The organism is Miltoncostaea marina, from assembly GCF_018141525.1.
Lineage (GTDB): Bacteria > Actinomycetota > Thermoleophilia > Miltoncostaeales > Miltoncostaeaceae > Miltoncostaea > Miltoncostaea marina.
The window spans coordinates 122,504-146,660 of sequence record NZ_CP064655.1 but is presented as its reverse complement, the minus strand read 5'-3'; the positions used below and the strand labels follow the sequence as shown (position 1 = coordinate 146,660).

23 protein-coding genes, 1 pseudogene and 1 riboswitch are annotated in these 24,157 nt (G+C 76.8%); of the genes and pseudogenes, 18 read left to right on the top strand and 6 right to left on the bottom strand.

Going from position 1 to position 24,157, the window contains the following annotated elements:
* Position 1: 1 nt before the first annotated feature.
* The 4 genes from ITJ85_RS00685 to ITJ85_RS00670 are packed head-to-tail and all read left to right on the top strand — an operon-like array spanning position 2 to position 4,165.
* Complete coding sequence (locus ITJ85_RS00685; RefSeq protein ID WP_217914437.1) at positions 2-1,150, top strand: hypothetical protein; 1,149 nt, start codon at positions 2-4, stop codon at positions 1,148-1,150.
* Entirely contained in the window at positions 1,147-2,301 is a 1,155-nt protein-coding gene (locus tag ITJ85_RS00680; protein WP_217914436.1) for a hypothetical protein, read from the top strand. The genes ITJ85_RS00685 and ITJ85_RS00680 overlap by 4 nt, the downstream gene beginning before the upstream one ends.
* Positions 2,298-3,437: an ATP-grasp domain-containing protein gene (locus tag ITJ85_RS00675; protein WP_217914435.1), complete on the top strand. Its 1,140-nt coding sequence runs from the start codon at positions 2,298-2,300 to the stop codon at positions 3,435-3,437. The genes ITJ85_RS00680 and ITJ85_RS00675 overlap by 4 nt, the downstream gene beginning before the upstream one ends.
* Before the next feature lie 17 nt (positions 3,438-3,454).
* Entirely contained in the window at positions 3,455-4,165 is a 711-nt protein-coding gene (locus ITJ85_RS00670) for a B3/B4 domain-containing protein (protein WP_217914434.1), read from the top strand.
* On the opposite strand, the gene ITJ85_RS00665 is transcribed toward ITJ85_RS00670, so the two are convergent.
* Positions 4,162-4,446 (bottom strand): hypothetical protein, encoded by a 285-nt coding sequence (locus tag ITJ85_RS00665; protein WP_217914433.1) that lies wholly within the window; start codon positions 4,444-4,446, stop codon positions 4,162-4,164. The two genes, ITJ85_RS00670 and ITJ85_RS00665, sit on opposite strands and share 4 nt — an antisense overlap.
* Before the next feature lie 114 nt (positions 4,447-4,560).
* On the opposite strand from ITJ85_RS00665, the gene ITJ85_RS00660 reads away from it, so the two are divergent.
* The 3 genes from ITJ85_RS00660 (at position 4,561) to ITJ85_RS00650 (ending at position 7,103) form a co-directional block, all read left to right on the top strand.
* Complete coding sequence (locus ITJ85_RS00660; protein ID WP_217914432.1) at positions 4,561-4,755, top strand: hypothetical protein; 195 nt, start codon at positions 4,561-4,563, stop codon at positions 4,753-4,755.
* Between the two features lie 97 nt (positions 4,756-4,852).
* The gene (locus ITJ85_RS00655) at positions 4,853-5,629 is read left to right on the top strand and encodes an IS5 family transposase (RefSeq protein ID WP_217914431.1); all 777 of its coding nucleotides are present in this window, start codon (positions 4,853-4,855) and stop codon (positions 5,627-5,629) included.
* A 58-nt stretch (positions 5,630-5,687) separates the two neighbouring features.
* On the top strand, positions 5,688-7,103 hold the full coding sequence (locus tag ITJ85_RS00650; protein ID WP_217914430.1) for an RNA-guided endonuclease TnpB family protein: 1,416 nt from the start codon (positions 5,688-5,690) through the stop codon (positions 7,101-7,103).
* A gap of 21 nt (positions 7,104-7,124) precedes the next feature.
* On the opposite strand, the gene ITJ85_RS00645 is transcribed toward ITJ85_RS00650, so the two are convergent.
* Positions 7,125-7,763, bottom strand: coding sequence for a tyrosine-type recombinase/integrase (locus ITJ85_RS00645; protein ID WP_217914429.1), 639 nt, complete (start codon positions 7,761-7,763; stop codon positions 7,125-7,127).
* 153 nt (positions 7,764-7,916) lie between these two features.
* Positions 7,917-8,101: riboswitch (cobalamin riboswitch) on the top strand.
* Between the two features lie 26 nt (positions 8,102-8,127).
* Between ITJ85_RS00645 and ITJ85_RS00640 the strand changes: the two genes are divergently transcribed.
* The 4 genes from ITJ85_RS00640 to ITJ85_RS00625 are packed head-to-tail and all read left to right on the top strand — an operon-like array spanning position 8,128 to position 11,952.
* Positions 8,128-9,045, top strand: a complete 918-nt coding sequence (locus ITJ85_RS00640) for a DUF4430 domain-containing protein (RefSeq protein ID WP_217914428.1) — start codon at positions 8,128-8,130, stop codon at positions 9,043-9,045.
* A complete protein-coding gene (locus ITJ85_RS00635; protein ID WP_217914427.1) occupies positions 9,042-9,884 on the top strand; it encodes an energy-coupling factor transporter transmembrane component T in 843 nt (280 codons plus the stop codon). The genes ITJ85_RS00640 and ITJ85_RS00635 overlap by 4 nt, the downstream gene beginning before the upstream one ends.
* Positions 9,881-11,284 carry an ABC transporter ATP-binding protein gene (locus tag ITJ85_RS00630; protein ID WP_217914426.1) on the top strand — a complete coding sequence of 468 codons (1,404 nt, stop codon included), beginning with the start codon at positions 9,881-9,883 and terminating at the stop codon, positions 11,282-11,284. The genes ITJ85_RS00635 and ITJ85_RS00630 overlap by 4 nt, the downstream gene beginning before the upstream one ends.
* Positions 11,281-11,952 (top strand): hypothetical protein, encoded by a 672-nt coding sequence (locus ITJ85_RS00625; RefSeq protein ID WP_217914425.1) that lies wholly within the window; start codon positions 11,281-11,283, stop codon positions 11,950-11,952. The genes ITJ85_RS00630 and ITJ85_RS00625 overlap by 4 nt, the downstream gene beginning before the upstream one ends.
* Here ITJ85_RS00625 and ITJ85_RS00620 read toward each other — a convergent pair.
* A complete protein-coding gene (locus ITJ85_RS00620; protein WP_217914424.1) occupies positions 11,876-13,375 on the bottom strand; it encodes a lyase family protein in 1,500 nt (499 codons plus the stop codon). The two genes, ITJ85_RS00625 and ITJ85_RS00620, sit on opposite strands and share 77 nt — an antisense overlap.
* Before the next feature lie 171 nt (positions 13,376-13,546).
* Between ITJ85_RS00620 and ITJ85_RS00615 the strand changes: the two genes are divergently transcribed.
* From ITJ85_RS00615 to ITJ85_RS00600, 4 genes are read left to right on the top strand one after another with little or no spacing between them, the layout of a single operon-like run.
* Complete coding sequence (locus ITJ85_RS00615; RefSeq protein ID WP_217914423.1) at positions 13,547-14,596, top strand: sulfate ABC transporter substrate-binding protein; 1,050 nt, start codon at positions 13,547-13,549, stop codon at positions 14,594-14,596.
* On the top strand, positions 14,589-15,425 hold the full coding sequence (gene cysT, locus ITJ85_RS00610; RefSeq protein ID WP_217914422.1) for a sulfate ABC transporter permease subunit CysT: 837 nt from the start codon (positions 14,589-14,591) through the stop codon (positions 15,423-15,425). Before ITJ85_RS00615 ends, cysT begins: the two co-directional genes overlap by 8 nt.
* Entirely contained in the window at positions 15,415-16,281 is an 867-nt protein-coding gene (locus ITJ85_RS00605) for a sulfate ABC transporter permease (protein ID WP_217914421.1), read from the top strand. The genes cysT and ITJ85_RS00605 overlap by 11 nt, the downstream gene beginning before the upstream one ends.
* On the top strand, positions 16,262-17,227 hold the full coding sequence (locus ITJ85_RS00600) for a sulfate/molybdate ABC transporter ATP-binding protein (RefSeq protein WP_217914420.1): 966 nt from the start codon (positions 16,262-16,264) through the stop codon (positions 17,225-17,227). The genes ITJ85_RS00605 and ITJ85_RS00600 overlap by 20 nt, the downstream gene beginning before the upstream one ends.
* Before the next feature lie 665 nt (positions 17,228-17,892).
* On the opposite strand, the pseudogene ITJ85_RS17470 reads toward ITJ85_RS00600, so the two are convergent.
* The 3 genes and pseudogenes from ITJ85_RS17470 to ITJ85_RS00590 all read right to left on the bottom strand — a co-directional run.
* A pseudogene (locus ITJ85_RS17470) lies at positions 17,893-18,080 on the bottom strand (carbonic anhydrase); the annotation flags it as partial.
* Between the two features lie 362 nt (positions 18,081-18,442).
* Positions 18,443-18,574, bottom strand: coding sequence for a hypothetical protein (locus ITJ85_RS17310; protein ID WP_281412210.1), 132 nt, complete (start codon positions 18,572-18,574; stop codon positions 18,443-18,445).
* Positions 18,575-18,993: 419 nt separating this feature from the next.
* On the bottom strand, positions 18,994-19,326 hold the full coding sequence (locus tag ITJ85_RS00590) for an STAS domain-containing protein (protein ID WP_217914418.1): 333 nt from the start codon (positions 19,324-19,326) through the stop codon (positions 18,994-18,996).
* A 96-nt stretch (positions 19,327-19,422) separates the two neighbouring features.
* Here ITJ85_RS00590 and ITJ85_RS00585 point away from each other — a divergent pair, with 96 nt between their 5' ends.
* Genes ITJ85_RS00585 through ilvD form a run of 3 tightly spaced genes read left to right on the top strand, consistent with a single transcriptional unit; the run spans position 19,423 to position 24,071 of the window.
* Entirely contained in the window at positions 19,423-19,599 is a 177-nt protein-coding gene (locus tag ITJ85_RS00585; protein WP_217914417.1) for a hypothetical protein, read from the top strand.
* Positions 19,600-19,612: 13 nt separating this feature from the next.
* On the top strand, positions 19,613-22,318 hold the full coding sequence (locus ITJ85_RS00580) for a phosphoenolpyruvate carboxylase (RefSeq protein ID WP_217914416.1): 2,706 nt from the start codon (positions 19,613-19,615) through the stop codon (positions 22,316-22,318).
* 52 nt (positions 22,319-22,370) lie between these two features.
* Entirely contained in the window at positions 22,371-24,071 is a 1,701-nt protein-coding gene (ilvD, locus tag ITJ85_RS00575; protein WP_217914415.1) for a dihydroxy-acid dehydratase, read from the top strand.
* Positions 24,072-24,157: the final 86 nt, after the last annotated feature.

Below are 24,157 nucleotides of genomic sequence, written 5' to 3'. Positions count from 1 at the left end.
CGTGGCGCGGATCGTCGTCGGCGTCTACATGGTCCGCTACCCGCTCGGCGGCATGCTGTCGATGTCGCTGCAGCTCGTCGCCGGGCTGCGCCGCCTGGGCCACGACGTGGTGGTGGCGGAGCGGAGCGGCTGGGCGTCGTCCTGCTTCGACCCCGTGCGCCGCGAGATGACCGACGACTGCACGCGCGGCACCGCGGTCGTCGCGACGCTGCTCGCGAGGTTCGGCCTCGAGGGGCGCTGGTGCTTCGTCGACGCGGCCGGCCGCGCGCACGGCATGTCGCGGGCGGGGCTGCGCGAGGCCCTGCGCACCTGCGACGCCTTCATCGACGCGGGCACGCACGGGCTCTGGCTCGGCGACGTCGGCGGGCGCGCCGTCACCGCGCTGATCGACGGCGAGCCGGGATGGACGCAGATGCGCTGGGACCTGCGCCGGCGGGGCGGCGAGGCGACCCCGCGCTACGACGCCTACTTCACGGTGGGCCAGGGGGTGGGCACGCCGGCGAGCTCCGTCCCGACGCTGGGCCTGCCGTGGCGCCATGTCCGCTACCCCGTGCTGCTGGACCAGTTCGCGCCGCTGCCCCCGGACCCGGAGGCGCCCTACACGACGGTGATGAACTGGCGCGCGCACGAGGCGCTCGAGTACGACGGCGCCGTCTTCGGCCAGAAGGACGCCGAGTTCGAGCGGTTCGCCGCGCTGCCCCGGGTCGCCCGCGGCGCCCGCTTCGAGCTGGCCGTGGCGGGGCGGGAGGTGCCGCGCGCGCGGCTGCGCGCGTGCGGCTGGGCGATCCGGGAGGCCCACGCCGTGACCGCGTCCTACGACGCCTACCGCGCGTTCGTGCGCGCCTCGCGCGGGGAGTTCAGCGTGGCCAAGCAGGTGTTCGTGGCGACCGCCAGCGGGTGGTTCGGGGACCGCAGCGCGGCCTACCTGGCGGCCGGCCGGCCGGTCGTCGTGCAGGACACCGGCATCTCGGCCCACCTGCCGTGCGGCGAGGGCCTGTTCGCCGTCCGCGACGCCGAGGAGGCCGCAGCGGCCATCGAGCGGATCGAGGCCGACTACGGCCGCCACTCGGCCGCGGCCCGCGAGATCGCCCGCGAGTTCCTCGCGCCCGACCGGGCGCTCGCGCCGCTGCTCGAGGCGGTCGGCGCATGAGCGCCCCGCTCGCCGTCTGCGTCGGTGGCATCGGCAAGCTGCCGTACGGCGGCCTCACGATGCACTACGTGCACTACGTCCTCGGGCTGCGCGAGCTGGGCTACCGCGTGCACTACGTCGAGCGCCAGAACCGCCCCCTCGAGACCTACGACCCGGCCTCGGACGCGATGACGGACCGGCCGGACGCCGCCGTGCGCTACCTGTCGGCGGTCGCCGAGCGCTTCGGCTTCGCCGGCCGGTGGAGCTTCATCGACCGGGACGGCGCGTGCCACGGGGCGGGCTGGGAACGCCTGCTGGCGGCGCTCGGCGAGGCCGAGTTCGTGCTCACCGTCGTCGACCCCACGTGGTTCGACGAGCTGGAGCGCTGCCCGCGGCGGCTCTTCATCGACGGCGACCCGATGTTCACCCAGACCGCGCTCGCCGCCGGCGCGGGCAGTCGCGCCGACGCGCCCCGCCACTACGACACCCTCTTCACCTTCGCGGCGCGGATCGGCGCCGCCGACTGCACGGTGCCCGACGCGGGCCGCTCCTGGATTCCGACGCGCCCCGTCGTGGCGACGTCGGCCTGGCGGTGCGCCCCGCCGCCCCCCGGCGCCCCCTTCGTCGCGCTCATGCACTGGGCCGCCGGGGGCGAGGTGCGCCACGCCGGCAGGTCGTACGGCCACAAGGACCGCGAGTTCGGCCGCGTCGCCGCGCTGCCGTCGCGGCGCGGCGGCGAGTACGTGCTCGCGGCCGGCGGCGGCGCCGTCCCGCGCGAGGCGCTCGGGCGCGCCGGCTGGCGGCTGGTCAACCCGCTGAAGGTGACGGCGACCCCCGAGGCGTACGCCGCCTTCATCGCGGGCTCGCGCGGCGACATCGGCGTGGCGAAGCACGCCTACGTGGCCAGCAGGTCGGGGTGGTTCAGCGATCGCAGCGCGTGCTTCCTGGCCGCCGGCAGGCCGGTGCTCCACCAGGACACCGGCTACGGCGACTGGCTCCCGGCCGACGCGGGCGTGCTGCCCTTCGCCGACCTGGACTCGCTCGTCGACGCCCTCGACCGGCTCGACCGCGACTACGACCGTCAGGCGCGCGCCGCCCGCCGGGTCGCCGAGGAGCACTTCGAGGCGCGCACCGTGCTCGCCGGGATGCTCGAGACGGCGGGCCTGCGGTGAGCGGCGCGGGCGCCCGCACCGGCGCGCCGCCGACGGCGCTCCTGATCTATCCGGACGAGTGGCTCGGGCGGCGGCGCAAGGAGTGGGCACCGCTCGCATCCGCCGCCGCCGCGGCCGGGATGACGGCGGTCGTCGCCGGCTGGCGGGCGCTCGCCGTCGAGGGGGGCCGGGTGCGCGCCGGGCGCTGCCGGGTGCAGCACCCCGGCGGGCCGCTGGTCACCGCGCGCGGCGTGGCCCGCACGCCGGCCGTCGTCCTGACGACCTGGGGCGTCGACTGGGGCCACGCGCCCCTCTTCGACGCGATCGTCGGGACGTCGGGCTGCCGCCACACGCAGTCGTCGCTGCTCGGCTGGCTCGACGGCAAGTGCGAGCTGGAGCGGTGCCTGCGCGCGCGCGAGGCGGCGACCGGGGCGCGGATCCCCCGCCCGCGCACGCTGCTCCCGGACGAGGCCGCCGCGGAGGAGGGCGGCGGGCTCGTGATCGTCAAGCCGTCGCGCAGCGGACAGTGCCGGGGCATCGAGATCGTGCCGCGCGACGCGGCCGCGGCGATGGCCGCCGAGGTCGCCGCCGGCGCCCGCGCGCCGTTCGTCGCGCAGGACCTGGTCGCCGACGCCTTCCTCTACCGGGGGCGGCGCTGGGACGCCCGCGTCCACGCGATGGCGACCTCGCTGGACCCGCTGGAGGTGCGCGTCTACCGGGAGGGCGTCGCCAAGACGACCGCCGCCCCCGCCCGGCCGGGCAGCGGCCGGCTCGACGAGTGGCTCAACGCGGAGTCGCACCGGCCCGGCGGCGGCCCCGCCGAGAACCTGCCGCTGACCGAGATGCTGGCGTACGTCGAGCGCGAGCACCGCCCGCTGCCGGGCTTCTGGCGCCGGCTCGAGGCGCTCGCCCGCGAGGTGTTCGCGGCGATCGCGGGCGCCGCGCGCGACTGGCCGCGGCCGCAGGGCCGGGCCCTGCTCGTGGCGGGGCTGGACCTGATCGTCGAGCGCCGGGGCGACGACGGCTACGAGCTGCGGCTGCTGGAGATCAACTCGCACCCGGGGCTCGGGTGGGAGCCGCGCATCGCCGCCGCGCTGGCGCCCCACCACCGGGCGTGGTTCGCTGACATGCGCGCCGCGGCCGGCGGCCCGCCCTGACCCCGCGAGGAGCCGCCGTGTTCGCCTACGACCCCGCCGTCGCAGCAGCGTTCCCCGCCGCCCGCGCGGGCGTCGTCCACGCCGCGGGCGTCGCCGGCGGCCCGGCCCCGGAGGCGCTGCGCGCCGAGTACGCCGCCGAGCAGCGGGCGGCCGCCGGGCGCCTCGCGGCCACGCCCGTCGCCGAGATGCCGTCCATCGCCGCGTGGCGGCGGGCCTTCAGCGCCTTCGGGGTCCGCCCGACCCAGCACCGCTCCGCCGCCGAGGCGCTCCTGCGCCGGCTCGGGAAGGAGGGTGCGATCCCCTCCATCGGCGCGCTCGTCGACATCGGCAACCTCGTCTCGATCCGCCACGCGCTGCCGGTGGCGGTGTTCGACCTCGCCGCGCTCGGGGGCGGCGTGACCGTGCGCTTCGCCGACGGCGACGAGCGCTTCACCGACCTCGGATCAGGGGCGGATGCGACGCCCGAGCGCGGCGAGGTGGTGCTGGTCGACCGGCACGGGGCGGTGGTCGCCCGCCGCTGGTGCTGGCGCCAGAGCACGCACAGCGTGGCCGGGCCGGACACCTCCGAGGCGCTCCTGCTCGTGGAGGGCCATCACGACGCGGCGGCGGCCGACGTCGCGGCGGCGGTCGCGGACCTCGTCGCGCTGCTGCAGGAGCACCAGCCCGGGTGCCGGACGTCGGCGCGGACGTTCGCGGCCGGCGGGGCGGGCGGCGGCGCCGGGCGCTAGCCCTGGTCGCGCAGGCGGAACCAGAGGGCGCCGTCGCGCCCGGCGCGCAGGTCGATGCGCCCCCGCCGGGCCAGCACGCGCAGGGCCCGGTCGATCGCCGGCCGGGGGACGCGCACGCCGTAGTGGCGCTCCAGGTCGCGGCCGAGGTGGCCGGTGGCCGACCAGCCGGAGCGCAGCGGGGCGACGCGCCGCGCCATGCAGGCCTCGAGCGCGTCGATCAGGCGGCCGGGACGGGTGAGCTCGAAGACGGTGCGGGGGTCCGTGAGGCCGGGCTCGTGCACGGCGGTGCCTCCAGGGTGGTTCCGTGCGGACGCTGGTTTCCTTATCGACACCTCGACGCACCCCTTGACCGGCGCGGCGCAGGAGCCGGGGGGCGGACGGCGAACCGATCGGCCATGGCAGCCATCCGCATCACCTCAGGCCCCCTGCGGGGCGTCGAGCTCGAGACCGCCCTCGGCGAGGCCCGTCGCGGGCGGGCCCTGCGCCTGCGCATGCGCGCCGCCCGCCGTCGCTGGACCGCGGCCGCCGCGCGCGCCCGCCGGGATCGCGCCGGCGAGGCGCACGAGCGCCGGGAGCTCCCCGCCGGCTAGCCCGGCGGCGGCCCGCCGCCGCCTCAGGGCCTGTGTATGAACTGATCCCGGTACCGATCAGGGATCTCGGCCACTGCACCGATGGAAACGGTGCGTCATGGCCTACCCGAGTGACGTCACCGACGACGAGTGGCGCCTCGTCTGCGACCTGCTGGAGCCCGCATCGGGCCGGCGGGGTCGTCCGCCTGCCATCTCGCGGCGAGCGATCGCCGACGCGATCCTCTACCTCGCCCGTACAGGGTCGCCGTGGCGCTACCTGCCGTCGGAACAGCCCGCATGGGGAACGGTCTGGCGGCAGTTCCGCCGCTGGCGCGACAGCGGCGTCTTGGCGAAGCTGCTGACCCGCCTTCGCCAGATCGCCCGGCTGATGAAGGGCCGCACGGTCGACCCCTCGATGCTGATGGTCGACGCCCAGGTGGCCCGCGGGGGTCGAGCCGGCCCGTCGTTCCACGAGTCGGGCGGCCGCGGCGGGCGCACCAACGGCGCCAAACGCACGCTGCTACTCGACATCACCGGCTCGCCGGTCGCGGTGCGGGACGACTCGGCCCGACCACAGGATGTACGCGTCGCTCGCGAGCTGCTCGAGGCGGTGCTCGACGCCATGCCGAGCGTCAAGGCGATCGTCGCCGACCGCGGCTACCGCGGGCTGGCGGCGATGTGCGCACGCCGCGGCATCGCCCTCGACATCAAGGCGCCACCGAAGGGCGCCTCGCGCGTCACGCCGCTGCGGCCGCTGTGGCGCATCGAGGACGCCTTCGCGCGCCTCGGCCGCTGGCGGCGCCTGTCGCGTTCGTATGAGGGCCCGGCCGCGAGCGCGCGGGCCTGGATGGAGATCGCGGCCTGCCACTACCTCCTCGGGCGCGTCTTGGCGTAGCAGAGCGGTACGGGGATCGGAGCCGTGCCGTCCGGGAACCTGCCAATACTTGCAGGCGATGGCGGCCAAGCTCCCCGACGGCTGGCGCACCACCAGCTTCCGCTTCACGCTCGAGCCGACGGTCGAGCAACGACAGCTGATCGCGCGCCACCTGGGCGCCGCGCGCTTCGCCTGGAATCAGTCCCTTGGGCTGGTGAAGGACGCGCTCGACGCCCGCGCCACCGACGGCACCACCGATGTGCCCTGGACGCCGTTCTCGATCATCAACGCCTTCAACGCCTGGAAGCGCTCGCCCGCAGCGGGCTCGTCCGATGGCCTGCCCTGGCGGGGCGAGGTTCATCAGGGCGTGATGGAGGAGGCCTGCGTGGATCTCGGCCGGGCGCTCGGCGCCGTCTCTGGCTCGCGCAACGGCACCCGGAAAGGCGCCCGCATGGGCTTCCCGCGCTTCACGAAGCGGGGCCGGGGCACCGAGAGCTGCCGCTTCCGGGCGAAGGACCGGCGGTCGGTGCAGGTCGGAAGCGACGAGGCGGCGCGGGTCGTGAAGCTCCCCCGGATCGGCGTGGTCCGCGTCCGCGAGGACACCCGGCGGGTGCGACGCCTGATGCGCCGCGGCGCGCGGCCGCTGCAGGCCACCCTGCGCCGCGACGGCCGGCGCCTCGTGGTGGCGATCACGCTCGCCTGCCCTCCGCTCCACCAGGCCCACCATCACCGAGGCGGCGGCCCGGCGGTCGGCCTCGACCGCGGCCTCACCGCGCTCGTGGTCGGCGCCACCGCCGACGGCGACGAGATCATGCGGGTCGAGAACCCGCGCCACCTCACCCGCTCCCTGCGCCAGCTGCGGCGAGCGAACCGCGCCATGTTCCGGCGCCGGCGCGGCTCCCGTCGGCGCGAGCGGGCCCGCCGGCGGGTGGCCCGCCTCCACCAGCGGGCGCGCGACCAGCGCAACGACGTCACGAACAAGCTCACCACCGACCTGGCCACGACCCACGGCCGGATCGTGGTCGAGACGCTCGGCATTCGGGGCCTCGTCCGAACCCGCCTCGCGCGCGCCATCTCCGACGCGGCCTGGGGCGACTTCGAGCGCCAGCTCGACTACAAGCTGGCCTGGCGCTCGGGCGAGCTGATCCGCGCGCCGCGTTGGCTGCCCTCGACCCGGGCCTGCTCGGCCTGCGGCGAGGTCGGCCCTGCAGTGCCGCTCTCCGAGCAAACCTTCACCTGCTCAGGATGCGGCCACTCGGCCGACCGCGACACCGACGCGGCCGCCGTGCTCGCTGCCTGGGCCGACGGCCGGATCACCCTGGATGCCGAACTCGAGGACCGTCGCCCGGAGGTGCCGGGAGACGCGAAACGCTCGCTCCGCGGGGAGCCCGCCCGGGAGGTGCCAGCTGGCGTCTTTGCCCGCCCCGGCGATCGGACGAGAAGCCCGCTCGCGGGCACGGCCGAGAAGGCCGCCGTGTCAGAGCTCGCGGCCTAGCCGGAGTTCATACACAGACCGTCAGAGGCGCCACTCCCGCGCGGCCACCGCCGCGGCCACGTCGACGTCGGCCACGGGCCGGCGGTAGCGCCGGGCGCCGCCCACCGGCGCGATGCCCAGGTGGCGGTCGATCGTGGCCGCCGGCATCCCCTCCTCGGCGAGCTCGGCCGCGTTGGCGTAGCGAAGCGCGAGGGGGTGCACGCGCTTGCGGATGCCGGCGCGGCGGGCCAGGCGCGGCAGCAGCTCGCGCACGTAGGCCGCCTTCAGCGGCTCGCCCGCGAGGGTGCAGAACAGCGGCGCCTCGTGGGCGATGCCGCGCTCACGGCGGCGCTCGAGCCACGCCGCGATGAGCCCGCGGGTGGTGGCGTCGATGCCGGTCACCCGCCGGCTGCCGCCCTTGCGCGCCGGCACGTCGACCGTCGCGGCGCCCAGGTCGACGTCGGCCGGCAGGAGCGCCAGCGCCTCGCCCGGGCGCAGGCCCGACCGGTACATCACGGCCACGAGCGCCCGGTTGCGCAGCCCCGTCGGCGCCCGTCCCGACGACGCCCGCACCAGCGCGCGCGCCTCGTCGGGCGTCAGCAGCTCGTCGGACAACGGATCGCCCTCGTCCCCGTCCGGCAGGGGGGACGGAAGCGGGGGGCGCGGTGGTTCGTCGCGCATGGAGCTCCTAGCGGTTCTGAGTGAGATCACTGTGGCGATCCTGTCGGTTTTGGCAGTTTCACGGTTCTACGCGGCGCGCGGCTCGGGTGTCAACCGCTGGTTTTCGCGAATCGACCCACCCGGTCGACCAGTACGCGACGGGCGGGGTAGCCTCCGTGTGTCTCGGGTGGGTGGTCGCCTTCGGGCGCTCGAGGGAAGCCGGTGCGAATCCGGCGCGGTCCCGCCACTGTCACCGGGAGCGGCGTCGCTGGGCGAGAAGCCGGCCACCGGTCCGACCGGGAAGGCGCGACGTCGCTGCGAACGGAAGCCAGGAGACCTGCCTCCGCCCGAGCACCGACACCGCTTTCGAGGAATGGAGCCGTTGGTGCGACGACGACCGTGCGGGGCGCTGGCGCCCGTGCTGATGGCGCTGCTCGCGCTCGCCGCGCTCGCCGCGCTGGCCGCCGGCTGCGAGCGCCGCTCGCAGGACGCGCCCGCGGCCGAGGCGCCCGCCGCCACGCTGGTGGCGACCGCCGGGTACGGCGAGCGGGAGCTGCTGTCGACCCGGGTCGCGCCCGGTCAGTCGGTCATGCGGGCGCTGCGGGGGGCCACCGAGGTGCGGACCGCCTACGCCGGCGCGTTCGTCGACAGCATGCTCGGGCTGCGCAGCGACGCCGCGGCCGAGGAGGACTGGTTCTTCTTCGTCAACGGCGTCGCGGGCGCGACGAGCGCCGAGCAGGTGCCGCTGGGGGACGGCGACGCCGTCTGGTGGGACCACCGCGACTGGGGGTCGCTGCAGAACGCCTTCGCGGTGGTGGGCCAGTGGCCCGCGCCGCTCGCGCTGCCGGGCGGCCGCGGCCCGGCGGTGGCGGCCGACCCGCCGCTGCGCGCGGCGCTCGAGGCGGCCGGGGCGCGGCTGACCGACGTCTCGTCGCCCTGGCGGGCGGTCGTCGGGGCCAGCGACGCGCTCGCGCGGCGCGACCCGGCCTGGCGGCGCGCCCTCGCCGACCCCGACGGCGCCGGGATCGGCGTCGCGGTCGAGGGCGGCGCGAACGGCCCTCGGCCCGGCGGGGCGCCGCGCGAGCCGGTGCCCGGCGCCCGGGCCCTGATCGCGGCCGTGCCCACCGACCCGGCCGACCCGCAGGCGGGGGTGGCGGTCGTCGTCGCCGGGCTCGACGACGCGGCGGCGCGGGCGGCGGCGCGCGCCCTCGCCGACGACCCCGCCATCGTGCGCGGCCGCTACGCGCTGACGCTCGACGGCGAGGGGCGGCCGCTGCGCGCCGCCGGGCGGGCGGGGCCGTGAGGGCGCCCGGGGCGCTTGCGCCCCTCTGGCTCGGCGCGATCGTGCTCGCCTTCTCCACCGGACACCCCCTGGTGCTGCTGTGCCTGCTCGCCGGGGCGCTGGCCCTCGCGTGGACCGCGCCCGGCCGGCCGAGCCGCTTCTTCCTGCTCGGCGGCGCGCTCAGCGGCCTGACGCTCGCGGCGATCAACCCGTTCGTGTCCGCGGAGGGCGACCTGATCCTCTGGCGCGGCCCCGAGGTCGCGGTCATCGACCTGGAGGTGACGGTCGAGGAGGTCGTCGCCGGCCTCGCGATCGGCGTGCGGCTGGCCGCGGTGGCGATCCTCGTCGGCGCCCTGCTCGCGCACGTCGACCCCGACCGCCTGCAGGCGCAGGTCGCCCGCGTGGCGCCGCGCTCCGCGATGACGTGCGCGCTGGCCGCGCGGCTGGTGCCGACCCTCCAGCGCGACGCCCGGGCCATCTCGGAGTCGGCGCGGCTGCGCGGCCTGGCCCTGGCCGACGGCCGCCTGCTCGCGCGCACCCGGCGGGCGGCCCCGCTGACGCTGCCGCTGCTCGGCGCGAGCCTCGAGCGCGGGCTCGACGTGGCCGAGGCCATGACGGCCCGCGGCTACGGCGCCGGGCCGCGCACCCGCAGCCCCGAGCGCCCCTGGGTGCGCGAGGAGCGCGCGGCGCTGGCGCTCGGCGCCGCCCTCGTCGCCGTCGCCGCGGTCGCGGCCACGGCGGGGCTCGGCGGCTACTCGTACTACCCCACCCTCGATCCGCTGCTCGGGGCCGGCGGGCTGGCCCTGGCCGCCGCCGCGGCCGCCGCGCTGGGCGGCGCCGCGCTGGTGCTGCGCCGGTGAGGGCCGCGGCCGAGACACGGGGGCTGTGGTTCGCGTACGGCGGCGGCGCCGGGCCCGCGCTCGACGGCGTCGACCTCGACGTGCGCGCCGGCGAGGTGCTGCTGCTCGAGGGTCCCTCCGGCGGCGGCAAGTCGACCCTGCTGCGGGCGCTGTGCGGCCTCGTGCCCCACTTCCACGGCGGCCGCTTCGCCGGCCGCGTCGCCGTGGGCGGCCTCGACACCATGCGCACGCCGCCCGCCCAGCTGTGCCGCGCCGCCGGGATGGTCTTCCAGGACCCCGAGGCGCAGTCGGTGATGGGCACGGTCGAGCGCGACGTGGCGTTCGGCCTGGAGAGCGCCGGCGTGCCGGCCGAGGCGATCCCGGGCCGGGTGCAGCGGGCGCTCGAGGAGGCCGGCGCCGCCCACCTGGCGGGGCGCGCCATCGCGACCCTCTCCGGCGGCGAGCGCCAGCGCGTGGCGCTGGCCGCCGCGCTGGCCCCCGCGCCGTCGGTGCTGCTGCTGGACGAGCCCACCTCCCAGCTCGACGCCGCGGGCGCGGCCGCCCTCGCGGCCACGCTGCGCGGCCGCGCCCGGGCGGGCGTGGCCGTCGTGGTGAGCGAGCACCGCGCCGACCGCTCGCGCGGGCTCGCCGACCGGGTGCTGGCGGTGCGCGAGGGGCGCCTGGGGGCGCCGGAGCCGGCCGACGCCGCCGGCGTGCCCCACGCCGCGGGCGCGCCCGGCGGGCCGCGCCTGGTGGTGGACGGGCTGGTCGCCGGCCACGGTGGGCCGCCCGTGCTGCGCGGCGCGGCCCTGGAGGTGCGCGCGGGCGAGACGGTGGCGGTGCACGGGCCGAACGGCTCGGGCAAGACGACCCTGCTGCGCGCGATCGCCGGGCTGCACGCGCCGGACGCGGGCCGGGTGCTGGTCGACCGCCGCGACGTCACCGCGCTGGCGGCGGAGCGCCGCTTCCCCGCCCTGTCGCTCGTGCCGCAGGACCCGGGCCGCCACCTGCTGACCGAGCGGGTGCGCGACGAGGTGGCCCTGTGCCTGCGCTGGCTCGGGGTGCCGCGGGCGGAGCGGCGCGCGCTGGTCGCCCGCGCGATGGAGGAGCTCGACCTCGCGGAGCTCGCCGAACGCCACCCCCTCGACCTGTCGGTGGGCCAGCGCGAGCGCGTCGCCCTGGCCGCGGCGCTCGTCGCGCGCCCCGGCGTGATCCTGCTCGACGAGCCCACCCGCGGGATGGACCCCGCGCGGCGCGGCGCGCTCGCGGACGTGCTGCGCGCCCGGGCGGCCGAGGGGGCGGCCGTGCTGGTGGCGACCCACGACGAGGGCTTCGCCGCCAGGCTCGCCGGTCGCCACCTCGACCTGCGCGACGGCACGCTGCGCGAGCGCGCCGCGGCGGCCGTGGCTGGTGTCGCGTGAGCGCCGCCGTCACGGTGGTACTGGTGGTGCTGCTGCTCATCGCGCTGGGCTTCGTGGCGCTCGAGCGCGGCGGGGGCGCGAAGGAGCTGGCCCTTGTGGCCACCATCGGGGCGCTCGCCGCCGCGGGGCGGGTGCTGTTCGCGCCCATCCCGGGCGCCCAGCCGATCACGGTGACGTGCCTGGTGACCGGCGCGAGCCTCGGCGCGCGCGCCGGCCTCGCGGTCGGCGCCGTGGCGGCGCTCATCTCCAACAGCTTCCTCGGGCAGGGGCCGTGGACGCCGCCACAGATGGCGCTCTGGGCGCTGGCCGGCCTGTCGGGCGCCGCGCTGCGGCGCGTGTGCCGGGCGCGGCTGGGGCTCGCGGCGGTCGGCGCCGTCTGGGGCGTCGCCTACGGCTGGGGGATGAATCTCTGGTACCTGGCCGCCTTCGGCCCGGAGGTGTCGTGGGCCGCGCTGACGCTGTCCGGCGGCCGCAGCCTGCCGTTCGAGGCCGTCCACGCCACCACGAACGTCGTGCTGGCGCTCGTCGCCGGCCCCGCGCTGCTGCGCCTGCTGGGCCGCTACGCGACGCGCATCCGCACCGAGGTCGTCGTCATCCCGCCAGCTCCCGCGCCCGCTCCCGCAGCCCCCGCGCCGCGCCGGCCGCCCGCTCCCGCGCCGCCGCGCTGAGGCCCCGCGCCTCCGCGACGGCCGCCCGGCACTCGGCGATCATCGCGGCGACCTCCCCCGGGGCGGCCGAGCCGGTCTGCAGCCGCGCGGCCACGCACGCGGCGGGGTCGAGCGCCCCGGCGAGCGCCTCGGCGGAGATCGTGACCGCGCGGCCCGCGGACGCCTCGGCGGCCGCGGCCAGTCGCTCGGGGGTGAGCGCGTCGGGCGGCAGCCCGGCGTCCACCAGGTCGCGCACCGCGCGGCCCACCACGTGGTGCGCCGTGCGGTAGTCGATCCCGGCCTCGACGGCGAGCACGTCGGCGACGTCGGCGGCCGCGGTGAAGCCCTCCCGCGCGGCCCGCTCCCAGCGCGCCGGGTCGATCGTGAGGCCGGCGACCACCTCGGCGGCCAGGGCCGTCACGGCGCCGGCCTCCTCCAGCAGGCGCGGCACGCTGCCGTTGAGCAGGTGGAAGTGGTCGGTGCGGGCCGACCCGGTGTGCAGCGCCACGAGGATCGCGGCGAGGTCGCCGGCGGCGATGCCGGCCTGCGTGCGGATGACGGCGAGCGCGTAGGGGTTGCGCTTCTGCGGCATGAGGGCGCTCGCGCGGCTGTGGCGGTCGGCGAGGCTCACCGCGGCGAACTCCTGGCTGGCCAGGATCTCGAGGTCCTGGCCGAGCTGCGAGGCGTGGGTCGCCGCGGTCGCCACGGCCGCGACCAGCTCGACGTAGCCGTCGGCCTGCCACATCGCGTCCTTCGCGTGGCGCATCACACCGGCGCAGCCGAGCAGGTCGGCGAGGCGCTCGCGGTCGATCGGCCAGCGCGACCCGGCGCTGCCGCCCACGCCCGCCACGCTGCGATCGAGCCAGGCGTGCGCGCCGCGCAGGCGGCCCGCGTCCCGCAGCGCCGGGTAGGCGTGGGCCAGCAGCAGGTGGCCGACGGTCGTGGGCTGCGCGGGCTGCAGGTAGGTGTAGTCGGCGGCGAGGTCCGCGGCGTGGCGCTCCGCCAGGCCGACCAGGGCGGCGGCCAGGTCGAGGGACGCGTCGTGCAGGTCGAGCGCCCCCTCGCGGGCCGCCAGCCGCAGGGCCACCCGGAACGCCTCGCGGCGCGGGCGCCCCGCCGACAGCCACCCGGCCGCCGAGGCGCCGACGCGGGCCTTGAGCTCGTGCTCGCGCGAGTTGAAGGCGTCGCCGAGCTCCGGCCGCCACGGAAAGGCGCCGCCCGGGATCCCGTCGAGCTCCAGCAGCCCGCGCAGCAGCCCGCGGGCGTCGTCGCCCGCCACCGCGCCCGCCTCGACCAGGGCGACCGCGTGGGCGAGGTCGGCCAGCGACAGCCACCGCGCCAGCCGCGGCCCGTGCCCCGCCTCGTGGGCGTAGCCGGCCCGCACCAGCTCGGGCGCGGGCCCGCCTCGGAGGCGCCCTCCGGCGCCCAGGTAGTCGTCCGTCATCGCCTCTCGTCGCTCGCGCTCGGGGGTTGACACGGCCAAGAGCCATCAGCATGCTAGCGGCGCTTATCCGACGGATAAGAGATCGCTATAACAGGGCGCCGCCCTCCCCCTGCGGCCACAGGGGGAGGGCGACTCACTCGCTCGGCCTCTGTCCAGACCAAGGAGCGTTGCGTGATCGTACGACACCCATTCCGCCTGCTCGCGCTGCCCGTCGTCCTCCTCGTCGCGGCCCTCGCCGTGCTCGCGGGCTGCGGCGACGAGGACCAGGCGAGCGGCGCCGCCGCCGCGAGCGGCGGCGATTCCACCCTCACCCTCGTGGGCTACACGACCCCGCGCGAGGTCTACGAGGAGCTCATCCCGCTCTTCGGGGGCACGCCCGCGGGGAAGGGCATCGGGTTCGAGCAGTCCTACGGCCCCTCCGGCGACCAGAGCCGGGCGGTCGAGGCCGGCCTCGACGCCGACGTGCTGGCGCTCTCGCTGGCGCCCGACGTGACCCGCCTCGAGGAGCCGGGCATCGTGGAGCCCGGGTGGCAGGACACCCCCACAGGTGGCTTCGTCAGCACCTCGGCCGTGGTCTTCCTCGTGCGCGAGGGCAACCCGAAGGGCATCCGCACCTGGGACGACCTCGTGAAGGACGGGGTCGAGGTCATCACGCCCAACCCGTTCAGCTCGGGCGGCGCCCAGTGGAACGTCGCCGCCGCGTACGGCGCCCAGCTCAAGCAGGGCAGGTCGAAGGACGAGGCGCTCGAGTACCTGCGCGCGCTCTTCGCCAACGTGCCGGTGCAGCCCAAGGGCGCCCGCGAGTCGCTGCAGGTCTTCGGGGCCGGCAAGGGCGACGTGCTGCTGGCCTACGAGAACGAGGCGAAGCTCGCCCAGGCCAACGGCGAGCCGGTCGAGTACGTCATCCCCGACGAGACCATCCTGATCCAGAACCCGATCGCGGTCACCGCGAACTCGGGCGATCCGCAGGCGGCCCAGGCGTTCGTCGACTTCGCCCTCAGCGCCCCGGCGCAGGAGGTCTTCGCGCGGAGGGGCTACCGCTCGGTGCTGCCGGCGGTCGCCGAGAAGCACGCCTCGGAGTACCCGGAGATCCCGGGCCTGTTCACGATGGACGAGGACCTCGGCGGCTGGACGAGCTTCCGCGACGAGTTCTTCGACCCCGACCGCGGCTACATGGCCGACATCTTCGCGGACCGGGGCTTCAGCCAGGACGATGAGTAGCCGCAGCGTCGCAGCCCGCATCCCGCGGGTCGCGTTCGGCCGAGCGGGGCGCCTCGGCGCCCCGCTCGGGCTGGGCGTCGCCGTGCTCTACATGAGCCTCGTGGTGCTCATCCCGCTCGCCGCCCTGACCGCGGGCGGGTTCGAGGAGGGCTGGAGCGGCTTCTGGGAGGCGATCACCGGCGACGCCGCGTGGGCGGCCGTGCGCCTCACCCTGGAGGTGTCGCTGATCGTCACGCTCCTCAACGCCGTGATGGGGACCCTCATCGCGTGGGTCCTCGTGCGCGACCGCTTCCCCGGCAAGGGGATCGTCAACTCCCTGATCGACCTGCCGTTCGCGCTGCCGACGATCGTGGCGGGCCTCACGCTGCTCGCGCTCTACGGTCCGCGCGGGCCGGTCGGCGTCAACGTCGCCTTCACGAAGGCGGGCATCGTGCTCGCCCTGCTGCTCGTGACGCTGCCCTTCGTGGTGCGCGCCGTGCAGCCGGTGCTGCTTGAGCTCGACGGCGAGATGGAACAGGCCGCCGCGTCGCTCGGCGCGGGCCCGTTCACGGTCTTCCGCCGCATCATCCTGCCCAACCTGCTGCCCGCCGTGATCGGCGGCAGCGGCCTCGCGTTCTCGCGGGCCCTGGGCGAGTTCGGCTCCCTGGTGCTGATCACGGGCAACATCCCGTTCCAGGACCAGGTCGCCTCCTTCTACATCTACAGCCGGATCGAGTCGGACGACCGCCAGGGGGCGGCCGCCGTGTCGGTCTTCCTGCTGGTCCTGTCGCTGGCGGCGCTGCTGCTGCTGTCCGCGCTCGAGCGCTGGACGTCGCGCCATGCCCGCTAGCGACGGCCTGGCCATCCCGCGCAGGCCCGGCGGCCGCGCCGCCGCGCTGGTCTCCCGCTGGGCGCTGCGGCTGGTGGCGCTCGCCTACCTGGGGCTGCTGCTCGCCGCGCCGCTGGCCCTGGTGTTCTGGAACACGTTCGAGGACGGCGTCGGCGTCGCCTGGGAGGCGGTCACCACCGACGCCGCGCTCCACGCGCTGTGGCTGACGCTGCTCATCACCGCGATCGCCGTGCCGCTCAACACGGTGTTCGGCGTGGCTGCCGCGCTCATCCTGGTGCGCCGCCGGGTGCCGGGGCGACCGCTCGTCAACGCGCTCATCGACCTGCCGCTGGCCCTCTCGCCGGTGGTCGTGGGCCTGGCGATCCTGCTCGTGTGGGGCCGCACCGGCTGGTTCGGCCCGGCCGCCGAGGAGCTCGGCGTGCAGGTCGTCTTCGCCCTGCCCGGCATGGTGCTGGCGACGGTGTTCGTCTGCCTGCCGTTCGTCGTGCGCGAGGTCGTCCCCGTGCTGCGCGAGGTCGGCGCCGACCAGGAGGAGGCCGCCTCCACGCTCGGCGCCGGGGCGTTCGCCACCTTCCGGCGCATCACGCTGCCCGCCATCCGCTGGGGCGTCGTCTACGGCGTCGTGCTCACGACCGCGCGGGCCCTCGGCGAGTACGGCGCCGTGCGCGTCGTCTCCGGCGGCATCGCGGGCAGGACCGAGACGCTCACCCTGCACGTGGAGGAGCGCTTCCAGGGCTTCGACTACGTGGCCGCCTACGGCTCCTCGGTCGTGCTGGCGATCCTCGCCCTCGCGGTCGTCCTCGTCATGAACCTGCTCAACCGGAAGGGAGGTGGCGGTGGCGATCACGGTCACTGACATCACCAAGCGCTTCGGCGACTTCGTCGCGCTCGACGACGTGAGCCTCGACGTGCCGGGCGGATCGCTGACCGCCCTGCTCGGCCCCTCGGGCTCCGGCAAGTCCACCCTGCTGCGCGTGATCGCCGGCCTCGAGCACCCGGACGCCGGCCGGGTCGAGATCTCGGGCGAGGACGCCACGGCCGTCCCCACCCAGCGCCGCGGCGTGGGCTTCGTGTTCCAGCACTACGCCGCGTTCAAGCACATGACCGTGCGCGACAACGTCGCCTTCGGCCTGTCCATCCGCAAGCGCCCGAAGGCCGAGATCCGCGACCGGGTGGACGAGCTGCTGCGGCTCGTCCAGCTCGACGGCTTCGCCCACCGCTACCCGAGCCAGCTCTCGGGCGGCCAGCGCCAGCGCATGGCCCTCGCCCGCGCCCTCGCGGTCGAGCCGAAGGTGCTGCTGCTCGACGAGCCGTTCGGCGCGCTCGACGCCCGCGTGCGCAAGGAGCTGCGCGGCTGGCTGCGCCGGCTGCACGAGGAGGTCCACCAGACCACCGTCCTGGTCACCCACGACCAGGAGGAGGCCATGGAGGTGGCCGACCGCATCGCCGTGATGGACGGGGGGCGCATCCAGCAGGTCGGCGCCCCGCGCGAGGTCTACGAGCAGCCGGTCAACGAGTTCGTGATGACGTTCGTCGGCCCCACCACGCGCCTCGGCCGCGCCGTCGTGCGCCCGCACGACGTCGAGCTGCGCGCCGAGCCCAACGGCGTCACCTCCCCCGCGACGGTGGAGCGGCTCGTGCACCTGGGCTTCGAGGTGCGCGTGGAGCTCGCCACGCCCGACGGCGAGCGGCTGTCCGCCCAGGTCACCCGCGACGTCGCAGACGCGCTCGCCCTCACCCCCGGCGCCACCGTCCACGTCCGCCCCACCCGCGAGCGCGTCTTCGCCGGCGAGGGGGTGTAGCCCCGCCCGGGCTGCGTCGGACCGAGGAACGCCGGCTGGCGCGCCGGCCGAATCGGCCCCGGCCCGGCGGCCGGGGCGCGCCATTCCGGCAATCTGCCCCTCAACCGCGCGGCGAACTGGACGAGCTCCGCCCTGGACGACCTGATCGAGCTTCGACGTGGTCGTAGACACGACCGCCGAAGGCGGGAGCGAGACAGAACCGGCCACGAGGGCGCCGGGCACACCCCCACGCGCACCACGGACGCTCACGTCAGTGGGGTTTCCGGCGCCCGCCCCGCCGAAGGCGGTGCGCCGGTCCGCAAATCGCCCCGGCCAGGGGCGATTTGCCGCGTGGCCGGCCCCGCAAGTGGGCCGGCCCCCGCGTGAGGGGCACGGCGGTCGCCAACGTGCCCAGCGCGAGCCGGCCCGCAGGGCCGGGTCCCGCCCGCGGCATGGATCGGCCCCAGCCGACCCGGTCCGTCGACGACCTCGCAACGGACGAGCCGGCCCGCGGGGCCGGGTCCCGCCCGCGCTCAGGATCGGCCCCAGCCGACCCGGTCCGTCGACGACGTCGCCAGAGGACGGGCCGGCCCGAGGAGGCCGGCTCGCGCCCGCGGGACGGATCGGGCCCAGCCGACGCGGGCCTCGGCCACCCCGGACCACCCCGAGCCGGACACGGCCACCCCGCCGCCGGCGTCGCGGATGACGTGGCCGTCGCCCTCGGCGAGGCCGAGCACCGTCTGGGGGTCCAGGCGTGCGTCCATGCAGGCGACGACCGCGACCCGCCGGGCCGGCGGCATTTGCAGGTGGCCTCGTCGGACCCGTCGGCGCAGGACCGCGTGTGCCCGAGCAGCTCGTCGGTGACCGTGCTCATGCCGGCCCCTCCCCTCCGTCTGGGTGGTGGTGACATGGCGCCCGGCGGGCGCGCCGGGGGGACGCCGGGACGGGGGCGGCGCCCGGGCGGGGACGCCCCCACCCGGGCGCCGGGCGGCACGTCGTCGAGCACGACGGCGCCCGCGCCGACCACCGCGCCGGCGCCGATGGTCCGCTCCTGCAGGAGGACGGCGCCGACCCCCACCCGGGTGCGTTCGCCGATGCGCACGCCGCCGGCGACCCGCGCGCACGAGGCGACGTGGGCGCAGTCGCCCACGACGACGTCGTGGCCGATGATCGCGCCGGCGTTGACGAGGCTGTCCCGGCCGAGGGTCGCGGCGCTGTTGACGATCGCGGCCGCCATCACCTGGGCCCCTCCCCGAGGCGGGCCGACACGACGACGGTCGCGCTGCGGTGCACGATCGGCGGCAGCGCGAACCCGGCGTCGCGCAGCAGCGCGCCGGCCGCCGCCCGCGGGCCGGCGCTGGTCGACACCGCGGTCGCCGCGCGCGGCGAGATGGCGCTCGGCTGCGCGGACCTCGCCGGCGTCGGCCTGGCCGCGCTGCGCGCCGACGGCGTCGAGCACGCCTTCGTGGGCCTCGGCGGCGGAAGCGGAACGTGGAGCGGAGGGCCTCCAGCACGCACCTGGCGTGGCCGGCGGCGCCGACGCCGGCGATGGCGGAGGCGACCGGTGCGGGCCCGTGACGGGGCCGGGACGTGGGCGGGCGCCGGCTGACGGCCGCCGGGCGGGCGGTGGCGGGATCATCTGGACCCCTCCGTCGGACAGGGCGGGGAGGCGACGGGACCGCCGCTGGCCGGCGGCGGCATCCATCAACTCCGCTTATCGATCAGATAAGCACAGGTAACTGCAGGCGCGCGCGGGCGGGTGTGGAGCCCCCGGACGGGGCGGACCTTCAGGCCGTGGGGAGCTCGTCGACCTCGGGGATCACGCCGCGGACGCCCGAGACGTCCAGCAGGCGCTGGACGGCCTCCGACGGGCGGTGGATCGACACCGGCGGAGCGCCCTCGCGGGCGCGCTCGTTCGCGGCGAGCAGCGAGCCGAGCCCCCGGCTGTCCATGAAGGTGACGCCGCTGAGATCGATGATGACGTGCGCCGCGCCGCGCTGGGCATCCGTGAGGGCCCGCGAGACGTCCGGGAGGGCGAGCGCGTCGAGGACGCCGCCGACGGTCACCACCGTCACGTCGCCCCGCTCCTCCACGCGCACTTCGACGTGGTTGGTCGTCATGGGCGCGCACCCTAGCAGGGGCCCCGCCCCGTGCCGCGCCCGCGCGGGCGACCCGCTAGGCTCCCCTCCGGTCCGCGAACGACGACGGAGTGTGAGATGAGGGGACTGCCGGTCTGGATCCTCGGGCTGCTGCTCGGCCTGACGGTGGCGCTGCTGTGGGTCGGCTGGCACGACCGCCACGAGGCCGGGTACCTGCCCTTCGTGATGGGGATCATCTTCGCGCTGTTCACCCTCGGCGCGCTGGGCGGCAAGGCCCGCGGGGACGAGGACTGACCTCCCCGGCCGGGTGACCGGGCCCCGGGACCGGCACACGCCCCTCGGGCGGTCCCGGGAGCGCGACGAGCCCCTGCGGCGGGACGTCCGCCTGCTGGGGGACCTGCTCGGGCGCGTGCTCGTCGAGCAGGGCGGCGAGGGGCTGCTCGAGGTGGAGGAGCGCCTGCGCCTGCTCAACCGGGAGCTGCGCGCGGACCCCGGCGGACCCGAGGCGGCGGCGCGCGAGCGCGAGGTCGAGCGCATCGTGGGCGGGCTCGACCGCGAGGGGCTCGTCGGCGTCATCCGCGCCTTCTCGATCTACTTCCAGCTCGTCAACGCCGCCGAGCAGCACCACCGGGTGCGCCGCCGGCGCCAGCGCGACGCCGAGCGCGCCGCGGAGGGGCGGGCCCAGCCCGAGAGCCTGGCGGCCGCGCTCGCCGCCCTGCGCGCGCGCGGCGTGCCCGCCGAGCGGGTGCAGGCGGCGCTCGACCGCATGCGCATCGAGCTGGTCGCGACCGCGCACCCGACCGAGATCGCCCGCCACAACGTGCTGGAGAAGCACCTGATGGTGGACGCCTGCCTCGACGAGCTCGAGTCGCCGCGCTCGCCGCGCGAGCACCGGGAGGCCGTCGAGCGGCTGCTCGAGGCGATCACCGTGCTGTGGCAGACCGACGCGCTGCGCACCTCGCGCCCGGAGGCCATCGACGAGGTGCGCCGGGTCGTGTTCTTCCTCGAGCACATGCTCGTCGACGCGGCGGGCGCGGTGCACGAGGAGCTCGGGCGGGTGCTCGACGAGCACTACCCGGGCGTGGCGGCGCACGAGGACATCCTCACCTTCGGCTCGTGGGCCGGCGGCGACCAGGACGGCAACCCCAACTGCACGCCGGACCTCATCCCCCGCGCGCTCGGCCGCCACCGCACCGCGGCGCTGCGCAGCCTGCGGGAGCGGGTGCGGGCGCTGGCCGCGGAGCTGTCGCTCTCCGAGCGGATGGTGGGCGTGAGCGACGCGCTGCGCGCCTCGCTGGCCGCCGACGAGGCCCGCATGCCGCGCGCCGCGCCGGTGGTGGCGGCGCGCAACCCCGGCGAGCCCTACCGCCGCAAGCTCTCGTTCGTGTGGGAGCGGCTCGACCCCGGCGGCGAGGCGCCCTACGCCTCGCCGGACGAGATGATCGCCGACCTCGACGTCATCCGGGCGTCGCTGGAGGAGCACCGCGGGGAGCGGATCGCGCGCCGGGGCCTCGCCCGCCTGCACCGCCGGGTGCGGAGCTTCGGCTTCCACCTGGCCCGGCTCGACGTGCGCCAGCACTCGTCGATCCTGCGCGAGGCCGCGGCGGCCGTCGCGGGCGGCGGCGCCCCGGAGGGCCGCGCCGCCGAGGTGGTCGAGACGTTCCGGCGCCTGCGCGAGGCGATCGACGAGCACGGCCCCGAGGCGGCCGGCACGGTGATCGTGAGCTTCACCCACGAGGCCGGGGACCTGCTCGCGCCGCTCGCCCTGGCCCGCCACGCCGGGCTGGTGCGCGACGACGGCGACGGCGCGCTGCGCTCCGACGTCGACCTGGTGCCGCTGTTCGAGACCATCGACGACTTGCGCCGCGCCCCCGAGATGATGCGCACGCTGCTCGGCACCCCGGCCTACCGGCGCAACGTCGAGGCCCGCGGCGACCGGCAGACCGTGATGGTGGGGTACTCCGACTCGAACAAGGACGGCGGCTACCTCGCCTCCAACTGGGAGCTGTTCCTCGCCCAGCAGCGCATCGCCGACGCGTGCCGCCTCGACGGGGTGCACCTCACGCTGTTCCACGGCCGCGGCGGCAGCGCCGGCCGGGGCGGCGCGTCGACCTACGGGGCGGTGAAGGGCGGGCCGCTCGGCACCCTCGACGGGCGCATCCGCATCACCGAGCAGGGCGAGAACCTGTCGTCCAAGTACGGCCTGCCGCCGATCGCCGAGCGCAACCTCGACTCCGTGGTGGCCGCCGTCCTGGAGCGGACGCTCGAGGAGGACGAGGCGCGGGGCTTCTCCGAGCGCAAGCCGGTGTGGGACGAGGCGGCGGCCGAGCTCGCCGCGGCCTCGATGGCGGCCTACCGCGGGCTGGTCTACGAGGACCCCGGCTTCATCCCCTACTTCACCCAGGCCAGCCCCATCGAGGAGCTGGGCCTGCTGAACATCGGCTCCCGGCCGGCGCGGCGCGCCGGCGACGGCGCGCTGCGGGTGGAGGACCTGCGCGCGATCCCCTGGGTGTTCGCCTGGACGCAGAACCGCCACCTGCTGCCGTCGTGGTACGGGGTCGGGACCGCGTTGCGGGCGTTCACCGGCCGCTATCGCGGCGCGGCCGGCGTGCTTCGCGAGATGTACGCCGGCTGGCCGTGGTGGCGGGTGGTGGTCGACACCTGCCACATGGCCGTCGGCAAGGCCGACATGCGCGTGGCCGGCCTCTACGCCGGGCTCGTGGGGGACGACGCCCTGCGCGAGCGCATGCTGGGCACGGTCACGGACGAGTACCGGCGCACGACGGAGGGGCTGCTGGCCGTTGTGGGCCGCGAGCGGCTGCTCGACGACGTCCCGTGGCTGCAGAGCTCCATCCGGCTGCGCAACCCCTACGTCGACCCGCTGCACGCCATCCAGATCCGCCTGCTGCGCGAGCTGCGCGCCGAGCGCGACCCGGCGCGGCGGGCCGAGCTGGAGCACCCCCTGCTGCTGACCGTCAGCGGCATCGCGGCGGGCCTGCGCAACACCGGCTGAGCGAGGGCGCCGCGCCGCGCTCCGTGCCGGGGACGCCGCGTATCCTCCCGCCATGACGACTGACCCGTACGGACCCTCCGACCCGGCCAAGCGCCGCAGCGCGGCCATGACCGACGGCCCCGACCGCGCGCCCGCCCGGGCGATGCTGAAGGGGACCGGGTTCACGGACGAGGACCTCGCACGGCCGATCGTCGGCGTGGCCACGACGTGGATCGAGACCATGCCGTGCAACCTCAACCAGCGCGAGCTGGCCACGCACGTGAAGCGCGGCGTGCGCGAGGCCGGCGGCACGCCGATGGAGCTCAACACGATCGCCGTCTCCGACGGCGTGTCGATGGGCACCGACGGCATGCGCGCGTCGCTCGTGTCGCGCGAGGTGATCGCCGACTCGATCGAGCTCGCCGCGCGCGGCCACTCGTTCGACGGGCTCGTCTGCCTGGTCGGCTGCGACAAGACCATCCCGGCCGCCGTGATGGCCCTGGCGCGCCTCGACATCCCCGGGCTCGTGCTCTACAACGGCTCGATCGCGCCGGGCCGCTTCCGCGGCCGCGACGTGACCATCCAGGACGTCTTCGAGGTGGTCGGCGCCCACGCGGCCGGCAGGGCCAGCGCGGGCGAGGTGCACGCGCTCGAGAGCGTCGCCTGCCCCGGCGCCGGGGCGTGCGGCGGCCAGTTCACCGCCAACACGATGTCGATGGCGCTCGACATCCTCGGGATCAGCCCGGCCGGGCTCAACGGCGTGCCGGCGGCCCACCCCGACAAGGCGGCGGCGGCCGTCGAGGCCGGGCGCCTCGCGATGCGGCTGGTGCGCGACGACGTGCGCCCCTCCCAGATCGTCACGCGCGACTCGATCGACAACGCCATCGCCGGCATCGCGGCGAGCGGCGGCTCCACGAACGGCGTGCTGCACCTGCTCGCGATCGCCTGGGAGCTCGGCATCCCGCTGACGATCGACGACTTCGACGCCATCGCCGACCGCACGCCGATCGTCGCGAGCCTCACCCCGGGCGGGAGGTACGTCGCCACCGACCTGCACGAGGCGGGCGGCGTCGCGCTCATCACCCGCGAGCTGGTCGGCGCCGGGCTGGTGCACCCCGGGGCGCGCAACGTCGACGGGCGCACCCTCGCCGAGATCGCCGAGGCGGCCCGCGAGACGCCCGGCCAGCAGGTCGTCGTGCCCGCCGACCGCCCCCTGTCGCTGACCGGCGGCCTGGCGATCCTGCGGGGCAACCTCGCCCCCGAGGGCTGCGTGGTGAAGCTCGCCGGCCACGAGCGCCGCCTGCACGTGGGGCCGGCCCGCGTCTTCGAGAGCGAGGAGGAGGCCTTCGCCGCCGTCAAGCGGCGCCTCATCGAGCCGGGCGACGTGGTGGTGATCCGCTACGAGGGCCCGGCAGGCGGCCCCGGCATGCGCGAGATGCTGCACGTGACCGCGGCGATCGTGGGCGAGGGCATCGGGGACGAGGTGGCGCTCATCACCGACGGCCGCTTCTCGGGCGCCACCCACGGCCTGATGGTGGGCCACGTGGCCCCCGAGGCCGCGCGCGGGGGGCCGATCGCCGCGGTGCAGGAGGGCGACACCGTCGTGCTCGACGTCGACGCGCGCGAGCTGCGCCTGGAGATCCCCGACGACGAGCTCGCCGCCCGCCTCGCCGCCTGGACGGCGCCGGAGCCGCGCGAGACCCGCGGCGTGCTCGCCAAGTACGCGGCGCTGGTGTCGTCGGCCTCCGAGGGGGCGGTCACCCGCCCCCGCTGACCGGCCGGCCCGGGGGCGGCGGTGTCGCCGCCCCCGGGCGCGGGTACCCCGACGGCAGCGTCGCCGGGAGGCCGTGACGAGCGATC

Bases quoted from the DNA above. Each gene is read 5' to 3' on its own strand.
- ITJ85_RS00680 (WP_217914436.1), top strand. From the start codon at position 1,147: ATGAGCGCCCCGCTCGCCGTCTGCGTCGGTGGCATCGGCAAGCTGCCG.
- ITJ85_RS00605 (WP_217914421.1), top strand. From the start codon at position 15,415: ATGCCCGCTAGCGACGGCCTGGCCATCCCGCGCAGGCCCGGCGGCCGC.
- ITJ85_RS00655 (WP_217914431.1), top strand. From the start codon at position 4,853: ATGGCCTACCCGAGTGACGTCACCGACGACGAGTGGCGCCTCGTCTGC.
- ITJ85_RS00645 (WP_217914429.1), bottom strand. From the start codon at position 7,763: ATGCGCGACGAACCACCGCGCCCCCCGCTTCCGTCCCCCCTGCCGGAC.
- ilvD (WP_217914415.1), top strand. From the start codon at position 22,371: ATGACGACTGACCCGTACGGACCCTCCGACCCGGCCAAGCGCCGCAGC.
- ITJ85_RS00585 (WP_217914417.1), top strand. From the start codon at position 19,423: ATGAGGGGACTGCCGGTCTGGATCCTCGGGCTGCTGCTCGGCCTGACG.
- ITJ85_RS00660 (WP_217914432.1), top strand. From the start codon at position 4,561: ATGGCAGCCATCCGCATCACCTCAGGCCCCCTGCGGGGCGTCGAGCTC.
- ITJ85_RS00590 (WP_217914418.1), bottom strand. From the start codon at position 19,326: ATGACGACCAACCACGTCGAAGTGCGCGTGGAGGAGCGGGGCGACGTG.
- ITJ85_RS00650 (WP_217914430.1), top strand. From the start codon at position 5,688: ATGGCGGCCAAGCTCCCCGACGGCTGGCGCACCACCAGCTTCCGCTTC.
- ITJ85_RS00620 (WP_217914424.1), bottom strand. From the start codon at position 13,375: ATGACGGACGACTACCTGGGCGCCGGAGGGCGCCTCCGAGGCGGGCCC.
- cysT (WP_217914422.1), top strand. From the start codon at position 14,589: ATGAGTAGCCGCAGCGTCGCAGCCCGCATCCCGCGGGTCGCGTTCGGC.